Below are 15,229 nucleotides of genomic sequence, written 5' to 3'. Positions count from 1 at the left end.
TTCACCGGGCTTTCGTCAGAGGATCGGTGGTGGTGGACTTTCGTGCGACGTGGATGAAGAACTCCGTATCGCGCTCCTGGTAGGTCTCCTGGAAGTCGCCGTAGGTACGTGTTCGCTCGAAGCCGGCATCCCGGATAAGCTGTCGCACATAGTTTTTCCGCAGTGGGAACATGTTCAGCGTGTATTCGCGGGCGTCGGGGAAGGTGTATTTGAACCGGGCGAGGCCGCCGTCGAGGTACTCCGGCTCTGCGGTGACCCGACGGCCGCAGTAGTAGTAGCGATGCTTGGACTTGAACCCGTGGTCGAGCATTTCGTCGTAGTTCCGCTGGTCGAGGATGAGGATTCCGTCGGGGCGCAGTGCCGCGTAGAACTCGGCCAGGGCCTGTCGGCGACTGCGCTCGTCGTGCATGTGCGTGAACGAGTTGCCGAGGCAAATCACAGCGTCGTACTCGCCGTGAACGCGCCGGTTCAACTCGCGCCAGTCGGCATGGACGGCTTGAACGATGAGCCCGCGTTTTCGGCCGTTCTCAAACGCCTTCGCGAGCATCGTCGCCGAGCCGTCGACGCTGACGACGTCGAACCCGGCCTGCAGCAGACGGACGGAATGAAAGCCGGTGCCGGTAGCCACATCGAGCACTCGCACGGCGCCATGTGTGCGCAGCAGGTCGATGAAGAACTGTCCTTCGGATTCCGCCCGGGCATCCCAGTCGATCAGTTCGTCCCACTTTTCGACGAAGCCCGTCACGAACTCCCGGCGATACAGATCCGTTGCGCGGTCCGCCAACGGATCCTCACCGTACTGCTGTTCGAACGATCGCACCTGCGTATCGAGCTGCCGGCAGCCGGCACGCGGTGTGGCGCGCCCGTCCACCGCAACCGACGAAATCAGACTCGTCATCGTCGTTCCCCGATCTGTGTCCCGCTCGCAATAGGGATCGTCGCTCGGGTACGACGTGACGGGCGCAGTAGCGGGCTACTGCAATCTCATGGCTTGCGCTGGGCTACTACCCAACTACCTGGCCTCCTGCTCGCGGCGCGGGAGCAGGGCGGCGAGCTCTTCGCGCGTGGCGGTTCCGGTTTTTGCCATTGCCCGATAGATGTGGCTCTCCACCGTGCGTATGGACAGGCACAGCCGCTCGGCGACGGCGCGGTTGGACAAACCCGCGCCGATCAGCATCACAATCTCTCGTTCGCGGTCGGTAAACGGCACGGGTTCGGTCGCCTGCCGCAGCGCCGGAGTCTCGACGCCACCAGATCGCGCGGCCAACGCCTCGGCACGCGCCGCAGATGCCAACGCCGACCCCCGCAGGCCCTTGGCCCGATACGCGAGGGCGGCTTGGGCGGCGGCGTCTGCGGCGGCGACAAGGTCACCCATCCGCTCGAAATCCTCTGATATTGCAGCCAATTGCGCGCCATCGCCATCGATCAACGCGGCCGAGAACCGTGCCGCGAGGCCAACGCGGGGGCCTTCGACCACCGCTTCCAGTTCTTGCAGCCGGGGCAAGCCCGAACGATCTCCGAACTGGGCGGCCGTCTGTAAACAGACCACTTCCTCGGCGAATCGTCCTTTCGCGGACGCCCGTTCGGCCGCTGCCAGCAACAGTGCGATTGCTTCGCTGATGGCACCCTGGCCGGCCGCAACCCACGCCCGGGCCTGGCTGCGTTCGAAGTCCAACGCCCGGAACGGGCGTCGCTGCCGGTCGAGAGCGGCAAGCACCGCCGCCGCCTCCGCGGTTGCCCCGGACATCGCGAGTGCGGTCGCATGCGAGACGCGGTAGCGGAATCCCCAGCCCAACGAATGCGTGGCGAACAGTCCCAGGGTCGCCTGTTCGAGCGACGAACACGCGGATTGAAGGTCACCACCACCGAGGGCGGCCACCCGCCCCGCCACCGCGACACCAAGCAGTTGCGCCTCCCCCGGAAGGTCGGCCGCCTGCCGGCGCACCCGCTCGGCCACCTCGCGTGCGTCCGCATTTCGGCCGGCCAGCAGCAGTGCATTGATGTGCGCGTCTGCGATGTTGAACCGCATGTGCGGGGCATCGAAAGACCGCGCCACGGACTCGTACCCCGACTCGGCGAAGTTCACGGCTTGGGTGGTATGTCCGGCATCGGCGGATATGGCGGCCAGTACCCAGGCGATTTCGGCCCCGACGACGGCGGGCAGATCCTCCAACACCAGGCTCTTCGACGCCTGCATTGCCGCGCCCGGCTGGTCGGTCGCAAACCAGTACACGGTGAGGAAGGCATCGATGTAACTGCGGCCGAGCGGGGAGGACGTCTCCGGCGCGCCGTCGATGATCTCCTTCGCCCGGGCGGGATCACCTAGGGCCCACAGCATGTTGCTGGCCCGCAGGAAGGCCAGCCTTGCGCGCTGCTCGTCGGTCAACGGCCGCGCGCTCGTCTCGGCCAGCACGGCCTCGGCCTCTTTCCCGCGGCCGGCCCACGAAAGGGCATGAGCGCGAACAAAGTTCGGTTCCGGACCAGCTCCGGCCCGCGCTGCCGCCTCGGCAAGACGATCGGCGAGCGCCAGATCCGCCAACCAGACCGCACCGTGGGCGGCTCGCACAAGCACGTCGGCGTCGGGAGTGAGATCGGAGTCAAGACTCAACGTCGCGCGGCGCACCAAGACCTGGATGTCGTCGCGGTCGTCAGCAACGGCGAGTTCGGTGGCAACAAGCCCCCTGAGTCGTCGCAGCCGGGTCGCGGCAACGCGCCGCCGACGCACCTCGCCGTAGAGCGGATGCGCCAGCCGCACCTGAATGCCGCCGACCGCGGGTTCGAGCACAATCAGGGCGCGGGTATCGGCCTCTTCGATCGCCGCCGGATCAGCGATGCGCCGAAGGTGCGTCAGCTCGATGGGCTCCCCCACCGCCAACACGTCGACCACATCGCTCACCGACGGGGGCAAGGCACCGATGCGGGATTCGATCAACTCGACCAGTCCAGGCGGCATGACGGGATCGCCGAGCCAGCGCCAGTACCCCTGCTGTCGGGTGATCCGCCCGTCCGCCACCTCTTGTTCGACGATGTTGCGCAGATACAGCAGGTTGCCGCGGGTCAGCTCCCACAACCGCTGTGCGGCGGACGGGTCCACCGGGCCGTCCAGTGCGGCCGCCAGCAGCGCGTTGGTTTCATCGTGCGACAGCGGTTGCAGGTCGAGGCGATCGAATTGACCAAATGTCCATATCTCGCGCACGGCGTCGGGGACCACGTCGTCATCGCGGACGGTCAGCACAACTTTGGCTGCGCCGCGCTGCACCAGCTGGTGCAGCACGAAGATGGACAGATCGTCGAGCAGGTGGACGTCATCGACACCCAACACCACCGCGGCGCCCGATGGCGTAGCCGTCAGCGACTCCATGACGCCGCGCAAAAGCTGGAGCGTCTCGGTGACGCCGGGTGGCGCCCAGGCGGTGAAGGCGCCAAGCGGGATGGCCCGTGCCGCTGAAGTGGCTACCGCCCAACGACTTTCGAATCCCTGCGCCTCGGCGGCCGCCAATGCTTCGCGGGCGATCCGGCTCTTGCCGACACCGGCCGCGCCGTAGACCACGATCCCGGCAGCGTCCGACGCCACGATGGCGGCCTCGATGGCTCGCATCTCCCTCGACCGACCGACCAGCGGCCACGACAAGCGCACGTCAAGAGCGTAATCCGAGCGCCGCGGAATGGGCCTCAACCCGCAACCACTTCGGCCGACGGACGTCCGGCGTCAGTTCACCGGCTACCCGCCGAGTGCCGCAATAAGGTTTTGAATCACCGACGAGAGCAGGATGAACGGAATCGCACCGATGAAAATGGATACGAAGGGACCAAAGATGATGAAGTTTTGCAGTGGAGCGGGTACCAACTCAATCCAAGAATCGGCCGAGGCGACGAAATTGATTATCAGCTGAGTCAACTGGCCCCACGTCCAGTTCACCCCCGCGTCCAGACTCCGCAACAGATAGACCAGAACGTTCTCAACGCCTAGATAGGCGGCAGCGCCGGCGTTCAGATTCTGAACAAATTGCCCCTGAAATGCCAGAGCCTGCCCGGCTACCGCCTGATATTCCTGGGCGTGCTCGGCAAACACATTTGCGATACTCACCGACACCTCATCGGCGGCTGCAGGGGCCAGCATCTGGATCATGGGAGCCGCCGCTTGATGGGCCTCCTCGATTGTCGCGGCTATCGTTTCCAGGTTTGCCGCCGCCGCCGTCAGCGCCTCTGGCGAAACGCTTACCTGTGACATGTCCGCAAGCCCCCTATGTGTGCGCAGCTCAGCGTAGCTCGGCGAAACAAAGCGCACTGCAGTATCGGCCATCTCACACGCATCACTCGCCGACCTAGTCCGTTCGCAGCCAACAACCAGCCGTCTGAAGTCCGACTGGTCAAGGCGAGAGCTTTACTCGATCTTGACCAAGTATTGAATCGTCTTACCCACGATCACAGATGTGACTACGCTTTTAGCGGTGGAGCTGCAGGTTTTGGGTCCGCTCCAGGTCCGGCAGGGCAGCGCGCCGGTCCCGATACCGGGCACGAAATCGCGCGCCATCCTGACGATGCTTGGCCTGCATTGTGGGTCCGTGGTGCCCGCCGCCACGCTGATCGAGCTGCTCTGGGGCGACGATCCGCCGCGCACCGCCCCGAAGGCCCTGCAGACTCACATCTCCTCACTACGTCGCACCCTGGGCGACGGCTTTGTGTTAACCGAGGGAACTGGTTGGAAGCTGGCCGAGACCGAAGTCGACGCCACCCGGTACAAGTCGGCCGCCCGGCTGGGGCGCGACGCTGCGACCGCCGGGGACACACGACAGGCGGTGGCCCGCTTCGAAGAGGCGTTGACCCTTTGGCGCGGAATCCCCGAACTACCCGACAGCCAGCGCGGAGCATCCGAAAAGACGCGGTGGATCGAGGGTCATGCCGCACTTGTCGAGGATCGGGCCGATGCGCTGCTGGCGACGGGCCGCGCGGCCGAGATCATCGGCGAGCTCGAAGGCGCTGTGGCCGATGCGCCGCTGCGCGAGCGTCGTTGGGGCCAACTGATGCTCGCGCTCTATCGCGCCGGCAGGCAAGGGGAAGCCCTTGGCGCGTATAAGCGGGCGCGTTCATTGCTGGCCGACGAATTAGGGGTGGATCCGGGGCCGGAGCTGAGGCGGCTCGAGGCCGCGATCGTTGCGCAAGATGACGCTCTGGATGTTGCTGCAACGCAACAAGTTTCAGCGGTGACACGCGCCGTGACGTTTTTGCTCACCGATATCGAGGGATCGACCGCGGCTTGGGAGGCTGACGCTGCCGCGATGGCGGTGGCGCTGGCGCGTCACGACGAGCTCACCGAGCAAGTCGTCACCTCTCGAGGCGGCCGCCTGATCAAGACGCGCGGTGAGGGCGATGCGACGTTTTCGGTCTTCGATCGGCCCTCTGCTGCGGCCGCCGCCGCCATCGAGTTACAGGACGCGATCAATCGGGAACCTTGGGAGTTGCGAGAACCGATGCGGATTCGCGTGGCGCTTCATACCGGCGAGGTCGAGCTTCGTGATGGCGACTACTTTGGCCGCGCGGTCAACCGCGCCGCACGCTTACGGTCGCTGGCTGCCGGTGGCCAGATACTGTGCTCCGGCGCAACCGCGGAACTGGTCATCGATTCGTTGCCCGACGACATCGTGCTCGACGACCTGGGGATGCGTCAGCTGCGCAACCTCGCGCGTCCGGAACACGTTTTCGAGCTCCGCATGGAGACCGTCGAGGACGGCCCGGAACCGAACGTAAGCGATGCGCCCCTGGCTCGGCCCAGCCTCGCGGCGGTACTCGTCGGCCCCGGGCCGTTCGTAGGGCGGGGCAGCGAGCTCCAAGGACTTCTTTCCGCGTGGCAAACCGCGCTCACCGGCGCCACCAACGCGGCGCTGATCGCCGGGGAACCCGGCGTCGGGAAGACACGTCTGGCCGGCGAATGGTCCCGACAGGCTTACGACCAGGGCGCCCTGGTGATATATGGCCGTTGCGACGAGGACCTCGGCGCGCCCTACCAGCCGTTCGCGGAAGCGCTGCGTTCCCTGGTGCCCTGTCTCGGGGCTGTTCGGCTGCAAGGGGTGCGCGGCGTGGAAGCACTGCTCCCCCTCGTTCCCCAGCTGACCGATCTGCTGCCGGATTTGGCCCCGCCGCCGCGCGCCGACCCCGACACCGAGCGGTACGCACTGTTCGACGCCGTCGTTGGGCTGTTGCGGGCCGCCTCGGCCGGCGCGCCCGTCGTCCTGATCCTTGACGACCTGCACTGGGCGGCCAAGCCAACGCTGTTGCTCTTGCGGCATCTTTTGCGCTTTGGCGAGCAGGCCCGCGTGCAGATCATCGGCACGTACCGCAGCACCGACCTCGACCGCTCCCACCCGTTGGCGGCGATGCTCGCCGACCTGCACCGGGACGGCACAGCACATCGCATTCAGCTCAGCGGTCTGGACGAACGCGACGTGACCGCGTATGTCGCCGAGGCGGGCTACGACGACGAAGAACTGGCGCGGGCGCTGGCATCGGTCACCGGTGGCAACCCGTTCTTCCTCATCGAGGCGCTGCGGCACGTCGATGAAAGCGGCGGTGTGTGGGACCAGAGCACTCTGCCGCAGGGGGTTCGCGAGGCGGTAAGCCGGCGACTTTCCCGACTTCCGTCGCAGACGAACAAGGCCCTTGCCGCAGCCGCCGTCGTCGGCAGCCGGTTCGCCATAGACCTCGTCGAGGAAGTGCTCGACCAAGACCTCGTGGACGCGTTCGACGAGGCGTGCCAGGCCGGCATCGTCATCGAAGAACCTGGCGGTCGCTACCGTTTCAACCACGCCATCGTGCGGCAGTCGCTGCTTGCCGAACTCACGTCCGTACGGCGCATGCGACTGCACCAACGCATCGCCACGACACTGGAAAACCAGCCCGGCGCCGACGATGAGCTGCTGGCTGAGCTCGCCTACCACTACTTCGAATGCGCGTGGGCGGGAAACGCGGCCAAGGCCGTCGAGTACTGCCGACGAGCCGCAAACCAGGCGATGGCACGACTCGCCTACGAAGGGGCCGCCGACCTCTACGACCACGCCCTGCACGCACTGGACGAGCTTGACGACGAACTCCCCGATCGCGTTGACCAAACGGTCGAGCTACTCGTAGCACGGTGCGAGGCGCTGCTGGCCGCAGGCGACGTGGCGTCGGCAGCGGGCGCGGTCTCGCAACTGCAACAGGCAACAGTCGGTTCGGCCCGGCTCGCGGCGTGGGCCGCGTGCTTCGACGGTCAGCTTTCGATGTTGAGCCATCCCGAGCGCCTGGACGAGGTCGAAGTTGCGGTACACGCGGCCGCCGAGAAGCTGGCCGAGTTGGACGACGCCGCAGGAGAAGCCAAGGCCCACACCGTCCGGGCGGGCTGCCTTGCCCGACTCGGACGAATAGGCGACTGCGAAATCGCCCTGGACGACGCACTTACCGCGGCGCGGCGCGCGCGTGAGCACCGCCGGGTGAATGCGGTGCTGGCCGGCGCACCGCTCGCCGCACTCTGGGGGCCCAACCCGGTGCCGCGCGCGGGCGGGCGGTGTCTTGACGTTGTGCGGCTGCTCCGCATCACGACCGACTCGCCGGCGGTCGAGGCGACCTCGACACGGTGCCAGGCCGTCTTAGAGGCCTTCCGCGGGCGCCCCGCGGCGGCACGACGGATGATCGACTCGGCCCGGCGCGCTGTCACCGAACTCGGTCTGCGCCATGCCCTTCTCGAGGTCGAGCAGTTTGCCGGCATAGTCGAGCTGGTCGCCGACGGTGCCATCGCGGCCGAGCCTCATCTTCGCCAGGCCTACAACGGTTTTCGACGCATGCGCCTCGACGCCGACACCGCCGAAACCGCGGCGCTGCTGGGTCGTGCTTGTCTCGCACTGGGAAGAGACGCCGAGGCCGACGAATTGTGCAGGGAGAGTGAGCGTCTCGCCGGGCATGCACTGAAGGCGTCAATCCCGTGGCGTTCGCTTCGGGCGCAGCTGTTTTCGCGCCACAACCAGCACGATGAAGCTCGGCGGTGGGCCATGGCTGCTGTTGCCCTGGCCGAGCGAACGGACCTGTTGGTTGATCACGGTGACGCATGTTTGGCACTGGCAACTGTTCTGCAGGCCGCTGGTGACATCGCTGGCGCGCGAACCGCCGCAGAACGTGCGGTGGGGCTGTACGAAGGGAAAGGTGCTGCGGCACTTGCCGAAAAGGCGCGCCATACTATCGGTGTCGAACTGCCTGCTGCCGCACCAGCACCCGAGGCGCCTCAAGTCGAGTTGGACAATGCGTGCGTGCGTGCGCTCGACCAGGCCGTCGCTGCTGTCAATCGCGAGGCCTGGGCGGACTTGGAGCAGCTGTTTGCGTCCAACGTCATCGTCGAAAGTCGTCGCAAAATCGTGGGCTTCGCGCCCGTCGAGGTTCCGTCGCGCCAGTGGCCACGGGAGATGAGGCACTATCTGAAGCTGGGTATGGTGCGACACAGCCATGCCGTTGTGGCCGTGCGGGACGAGCGTCTTGCTCTCACCCGATTGAAGGTGGGCACTGCGGACGTGAGTCCCGGGGCGCCGTACGACGAGATGCTTCAGGTAATCGGTCTCAACGATGAGGGCCGAATTGCGTCACAGGTATGGTTCGACATCGAAGACATCGACGCCGCACTCGTCGAACTCGACGCAGCGCAGGCCCGGTTCCAGGAACCACGTCCCTGGGCGCCGCTCGAGAACGCCGCATCTCGAGCCGAGGACCGGGTCAACGAACTCTTTACCAGTAGGCGCTGGGACGAGCTCGGCGAGATGTTTGCCGACGACCTTCGGGTCGATGACCGACGAAAAGGACTCCGCCGAGAGCTTCGACCGCGCCACGGAGGTCGAAAATCTCCGTGAAATCGCGGCACTTGGCGCGTGGAAGATCACCATGACGCCTCTCGCGCTGCGCGGCGATCGCCTGAGTCTTCGCCATGCGCTGTTCGAGGGGGGTGACCCGCGGCCCGAGGCGTTCCGCGTGGGGGCACTTTGCGTCGTCGAGATCAATCCCCACGGGCGACTAGTGACACGAGTGGTGTTCGACCCCGACGACTTCGACACAGCCATCGCAGAGCTCGACGCCCGCTATCTCGTCGGCGAGGCGGCACCCCACGCACACACGTGGTCGGTGATCGCAGGAAGCTACGCCGCGTTGAACCGGCGCGAAGAACCGCCAACCCCACCGGATCTGGTGAGCATTGATCACCGCCGGGTCGCTGCGTACGCGCCCGGTGAACTGATCGCATACGTCCGTGCCGGGTGGGATATCGGTCAACAGATCCGCACTTTTGTCGAGCGGGTCCACCGGATTAACGACCTTGGAGCAGTCGTAACCCATGTGGCACAAGGATCTTCGCAGGCAGGCTTCGAGGCCGAGTGGCGGGGGGTCGACTTGTTGACGGTCGACGGCGACATGGTCAACCGGAGCGAGGTATTCGACGAAGACGATATCGACGCCGCGATCGCAAGGTTCGATCAGCTCAGCCGACCGACGCCGCGGCTCGAAAACGCGGCGAGCCGCGTCGGCGAACGCCTCTTTAGCTGGTTTGGGACTCGCAACTGGGACGCGATAGCCCAGATCCTGGCTGACGACGTGTTCGCTGACGATCGCCGCCTGGCCGCCAACGCCGGGCCACGACGCGGACGAGATGCACAGATCCAGGACTTGCAAGGTCTGGCTGGCGTGGGCTTCGCGAACTTGACGCCGACAGTCATCGCGACCCGCGGCGAGCGCCTGGCCCTAATTCGTCTTCAGCTTTCGGGAAACGACCCCAATGCTTTTCGTCTCGAGGGCTTTCACCTCCTCGAGCTCGACGCCGACCAACGGATTGCGGCGGGCGTACTTTTCGAGCTCGACGACTTCGAGGCCGCCATTGCAGAGCTCGACGCCCGCTACCTCGCTGGCGAGGCGGCCCCTCACGCGCGCACATGGTCGGTCGTCGCGGAAAGTTACGCCGCGTTGAGCCGGCACGAACTGCCGGGAACACCAGACTTTGCCAGCATCGACCACCGGCGAGGCAGATCGTACGAGCCCGGTGATATGCCCGCATACGTCCGTGCCACATGGGATCTCGCGCCGCACAGCAAGATCTACGTCGAGGCTGTGCACCGGCTGAGCGACCTGGGAGCCGCCGTCACCCAAGCGTCGTATGGAACGTCGCTAGAGGGCTTCGACGCTGAATGGCGGGAGATAGCGGTCGTGATGGTCGACGGCGACCTGGTTAACCGCAGCGAGCTATTCGACGAGGAGGACATCGACGCCGCGCTCGCAAGGTTCGACCAACTCAGCCCGCCGGCACCGCGGCTGGAAAACGCGGCAAGCCGAGTCTACGAACGTCTCGCAGCGTGCTACCGGGCACGCGACTGGGGCGGAATCGCCACAGCGTTAGTAGATAATATTTCCGCCGAGGATCGTCGCCGGGTAGTGAATTCCGCTCTCCTGCAGGGCAAAGATGCCGTGTTCAAGAATATGCGGGTGAGCGCCGACGTAGGCGTCATGCGATTCACACCGACCATCATTGCCACCCGCGGGCATCGACTCGCACTGAGTCGCACCCGCTACTGGGGTCAGGTTGATGAGCCCGGTGCGTATCTCAGCGATGTCCTCCACCTGATTACCATCGATGTGGATGAACGGATCGCAACGCTCATTTCATTCGATCTCGACGACATCGACGCCGCCTTGGAGGAACTGGACGCTCGGTACCTCGCCGGCGAAGCCGCCGCCCAGGCAAACGCATGGTCGCTGCTCACGCGGGTCCAAAATGCGTACAACCGACACGAAGTCACCCCGACGACGACCGACGGCTTCGTGAACATTGATCATCGGCAAGGTAGAGCGTTCATACCCGGCGACTTGATCCCCTTCCTTCGCGCCACGTGGAACGTTGCCTCGAACGTCAAAGGTTACATCGAAAATGTGCACCGGTTGAACAACTTTGGAGCGGTCATCACAGAGGTAGTGACGGGGACCTCGCAGGACGGCTTCGATTTCGAGTTGCGCGAGATCGGTCTGTTTGTATTCGAAGGCGACCTGGTCTGCCGGTTTGAGTTGTTCGACGAAGCGGACCTCGACGCCGCGCTCGCGCGGTTTGACGAATTGCGCTCACAGACACGACCGCCGGAAAACGAGGCAAGCAAAGTGGCCGAACGCGTCATGGCGCACTACGCGGCTCAGGATTGGAACTCGATCGCCGAGATTCTGTCCGACAATCACTACCTCGACGATCGCCGACGGGTCGTCAACGCCGGGATCCGGCATGGTCGAGACGCCGAAATCGCGAACATCCAAGCCGCCATCGACCTCGGCGCGACGAATGTCACGTCGGTGTTGATGGCAACCCGCGGAACGCGTCTCGCTCTTACTCGTACCCGGTTCTCGGGTCGCGACCGGCGGCCTGAAGCGTTGCACACCGAGGTGCTCAACATCGTCGAGCTCGACGCCGACGAGCGAGTTGCCGCGCTCGTCTCATTTGACTTGGACGACGTCGATGCTGCCTTTGCGGAACTCGATTCCCGGTATCTCGCCGGCGAGGCGGCCGCCCACGCGCACACGTGGTCGGTGATCGCGGCGGCTTACGCCGCAATGAACCGGCACGAACTACCCGCGACGACGCCTGACTGGGTCAACATCGACAATCGCCGGACAACGGCGTTCGCGCCCGGTGATGCGATCGCGTCCCTGCGTGCCATGTGGGGCCTCGCACCGGACTTCGCCATCCACATCGAGACCTTGCATCGACTGAACAATCTCGGAGCGGTCTTCACCCAAGCGGCATCCGGTACCTCACACCAAGGCTTCGAAGCCGAATGGCGGTCGGTCGGCATATTGACGGTCGGCGGCGGCCTGATCGATCACTGCGAACTATTCGACGAGGCCGATATCGATGCCGCACTGACGAGATTCGATCAGCTCAGCCCACCGGCGCGACGGCTGGAAAATACAACAAGCCAAGTGGCCCAGCGCTTCCTGGCACACTTCGCCGCACTCGACTGGGACGTCATAGCGGAGACCTTGGCCGACGACTTCTGCCAGGACGACCGCCGTCGAGTGGTGGGCGCCGGAGTCCGGCGTGGTCGAGGCGCCCAGATCGAAGACATGCGGGCGACCGCCGAACTGGGAATCATGAGCGTGACACCGACCTCCATAGCACTCCGCGGGGAGCGCCTCGCCCTCATGCGCGTCGGCTTCTCGTTCCGTGATCAAGGGCCCCGGGCATTCGATGTGGAGCGGCTCAGCGTCTACGAGATCAACGCCGACGACCGGATTGTCGCGATCGTCGCGTTCGGCCCCGACGACATCGACGCCGCCTTCCAAGAACTTGACACCCGCTACGTCGCCGGGGAAGCGGCGCCCCACGCGCACACGTGGTCAGTGATCACCCAGGTCTACGCCGCACTCAACCGGCAGGAACTCGCGGCAACGACGCAGGGATGGGTGAACATCGACCACCGACGAGGGACAAAGTTCGCGGCCGGAGAGATCACCACGTACCTGCGTGCCACGTGGGACGTCATGGCGCAGGCCAGCATCTACGTCGAGTCCGTGCACCGACTGAGCGACCTCGGAGTGGTCCTCACCCACGTGGCCAGCGGCACCTCGCAAGACGGCTTCGACGCCGAGTGGCGGGAGATCGCGATCATGACGGTCGAAGGTGATCTGCTCAGCCGTTGCGAAATCTTCGACGAGGGAGACCTCGACACCGCACTCGCCCGATTTGAGGAACTGCACCCAGAGGCGCCGCGGGTGGAAAATGCCGCAACCCGAGCGCAAGTCGGCTTCTTCGTGAACTTCGCGGCCCGCAACTGGGCAGCGATCGCCGAGACGCTGAGCGAGGACTCTGTGATCGATGACCGCCACGACGTTGTCAACGTCGGCTTCTGGGACGGGCGCGATGCGGTGATCGAAAATTTGCGAGCCTTATCAGAGGCTGGCGAAAACACGACCTTAAGTGTCATCGCGACCCGCGGTGAGCGCCTCGCCCTCACCCGCATGACTTCCCTAAGCCGCGAACCGCGCTACGGGGAGTTCCGCAGTGAGATGCTCATGGTCGTAGAGATCGACTGCGACGGACGCATTGGTGCTCAGGTTTCGTTCGCGCCCAACGATTTTGAGTCGGCCTTCGGAGAACTCGACACCCGGTACCTCGTCGGCGAAGCGGCCCCCAACGCGCGCACATGGTCGGTGATTACCGGGGCGCATGCCGCTTTCAATCGGCGCGAACTTCCCGCGACCATCCCAGGGGGTCCGGTTTACATCGACCGTCGACCGGTCGTGTCGATCGAAGGCGTCGAATTGGCCGCGACTGTGCATGCCGTGTGGGATCTCACGCCGGACGCCACCGTCTACGTCGAGGCGGTGCATCGGCTGAGCAAGACAGAAGCCGTCATCACACAGGCGCTGACGGGAACCTCGCAAGAGGGCTTTAACGCCGAGTGGCGGATGGTCGAAGTTTTCACCGTCGAGGGCGACCTGCTTAGCCGTGTCGAAATCTTCGAAGAGGCGGACATCGACGCCGCGCTCGCCCGCTTCGAGGAACTGCAAGCATTGAGGCGGCGGCTGGAAAACCCCGCAAGCCGACTGTTAGAGCGCTCGTTTGCATACGCAGCGGCTGGGGATTGGGCGGCGGTGGCCGACACCTGGGCCGACGACATATTCAGCGACGATCGCCGTCGCGCAGTGAACTTCGGACAAACGCACGGTCGCGATCCAGTGGTCGCAAATCTGCGCAGAGCTTTCGATCTCGGCGACGAGCTCGTCATTTCAGAGCCCATCGCGGCTCGGGGGCGCCGGCTCGTCCTCAATCGTCTCCGATGGTCGGCCAAGGACCAGGGGCCGGAGGCGTTCCCCAGCGAGTCGCTGTGCATCACCGAGCTCAACTCCGACGAGCGGATCGCGGCGTCCATCATGTTCGACTTCGATGATTTCGACTCTGCACTCGAAGAACTCGACGCCCGCTACCTCGCCGGCGAAGCGGCCACCCACGCCCACATGTGGTCAGTGATTGCAGAGGGCCACGCCGGGTTCAATCGGCAAGAAACTGCCGCGACGACGCCGGATGTGGTTTACATCGACCATCGACCGGTCGTATCGCTCGAGGGAGTTGAACTGGCCGCGACTCAGCGCGCCGTGTGGGATCTCACGCCGGAGACCAACGCCTACGTCGAGACGGTGCATCGGCTGAGCGAACTCGGCGCCGTCATCACGCAGGTGGTGACGGGAACCTCGCAAGAGGGCTTTGCCGCCGAATGGCGGATGATCGCCGTCTGCACGGTCGAAGGTGACCTGCTCAGCCGCTACGAAGTCTTCGACGACGCAGACCTGGAAGCCGCGCTCGCGCGCTTCAACGATTTGCACCCACAGACACGACCGCTGGAAAACGCGGCGGCGCAAACACTCCAGCGATACCAGGCGTGCTTCTCTGCCCGCGACTGGATCGCTTTTGGGGACCTTCTGGCAGACAAGATTGTCGTGGACGATCGTCGTCGTGTCGTGAACGCCGGGATGCGACGCGGCCGGGATGTGCACGTCGCGGACGTCCGAGCCGCCGTCGAGGTCGGGTCCGAAACCATAACGTCAAGCGCCGTCGCGACCCGCGGCGAGCGTCTGATACTCGCCCGTGTGCGTTTCAGGAACCGCGACTACGGGCCCGACGAGTTCGGCGCCGACATCGTCGGTGTTGTCGAGATAGGTGCCGACGATAGGATCTCGGCCATCGTTTCGTTCGATCCGGACGACGTCGATCGCGCCTTTGAGGAACTTGATGCCCGGTACCTGGCCGGCGAAGCGGCAGCTCACCCGCACGTGTGGGCGGTAATGGCGCGTGAGTGTGCCGCGTTCAACAGCCACGATCACCCCGCGGCCGACTGGGAGATCGTCGACCATCGGCACCTGGCCATCATTGAGGCGACTGATCCCCAAGCCACGCAAGCCATTTGGGACGTCACGCCCGACCTCGTCATTCGCATCGAGGCGGTGCCCCGGCTCAGCAGCTTCGGAGCCGTCGGCATTTATGCCGCAGGTGGGACTTCGCCGGACGGTGTCGGCGCCGAGTGGCGGATGATCCTTCTTCTGACCATCGCAGGTGATCGCATTATCCGTTGCGAGGTATTCGACGAGGCAGGCCTTGACGACGCGCTCGCTAGCCCGGATTTTTCGTGAAACGTTGTGAGTTTCGGGGTGTAGATATGCGAAAGTGCCTGTCCTGCAAGGAATAATTGGA

At 65.0% G+C, this 15,229-nt stretch carries 5 protein-coding genes; 2 read left to right on the top strand and 3 right to left on the bottom strand.

Translation table 11 applies throughout. The annotated features are described in order from the left end of the window. Position 1: 1 nt before the first annotated feature. From BST27_RS00020 to BST27_RS00010, 3 genes are all read right to left on the bottom strand, one after another. Positions 2-898 carry a glycine/sarcosine N-methyltransferase gene (locus BST27_RS00020; RefSeq protein WP_079219591.1) on the bottom strand — a complete coding sequence of 299 codons (897 nt, stop codon included), beginning with the start codon at positions 896-898 and terminating at the stop codon, positions 2-4. A 114-nt stretch (positions 899-1,012) separates the two neighbouring features. Further along, the gene (locus BST27_RS00015) at positions 1,013-3,637 is read right to left on the bottom strand and encodes a helix-turn-helix transcriptional regulator (RefSeq protein ID WP_069419286.1); all 2,625 of its coding nucleotides are present in this window, start codon (positions 3,635-3,637) and stop codon (positions 1,013-1,015) included. A gap of 84 nt (positions 3,638-3,721) precedes the next feature. Then, positions 3,722-4,303 (bottom strand): PE family protein, encoded by a 582-nt coding sequence (locus tag BST27_RS00010; protein ID WP_069419287.1) that lies wholly within the window; start codon positions 4,301-4,303, stop codon positions 3,722-3,724. Between the two features lie 148 nt (positions 4,304-4,451). On the opposite strand from BST27_RS00010, the gene BST27_RS34915 reads away from it, so the two are divergent. Further along, entirely contained in the window at positions 4,452-8,867 is a 4,416-nt protein-coding gene (locus tag BST27_RS34915; RefSeq protein WP_069419288.1) for an ATP-binding protein, read from the top strand. After that, the gene (locus BST27_RS34910) at positions 8,803-15,168 is read left to right on the top strand and encodes a hypothetical protein (protein ID WP_428842017.1); all 6,366 of its coding nucleotides are present in this window, start codon (positions 8,803-8,805) and stop codon (positions 15,166-15,168) included. Before BST27_RS34915 ends, BST27_RS34910 begins: the two co-directional genes overlap by 65 nt. Positions 15,169-15,229: the final 61 nt, after the last annotated feature.

It is taken from the genome of Mycobacterium intermedium (assembly GCF_002086275.1).
Classification (GTDB): Bacteria; Actinomycetota; Actinomycetes; order Mycobacteriales; family Mycobacteriaceae; genus Mycobacterium; species Mycobacterium intermedium.
The sequence above is the reverse complement of the archived record's forward strand: the minus strand, read 5'-3'. Positions and strand labels throughout refer to the sequence as shown.

Bases quoted from the DNA above. Each gene is read 5' to 3' on its own strand.
- BST27_RS00020 (WP_079219591.1), bottom strand. From the start codon at position 898: ATGACGAGTCTGATTTCGTCGGTTGCGGTGGACGGGCGCGCCACACCG.
- BST27_RS00010 (WP_069419287.1), bottom strand. From the start codon at position 4,303: ATGGCCGATACTGCAGTGCGCTTTGTTTCGCCGAGCTACGCTGAGCTG.
- BST27_RS34910 (WP_428842017.1), top strand. From the start codon at position 8,803: ATGACCGACGAAAAGGACTCCGCCGAGAGCTTCGACCGCGCCACGGAG.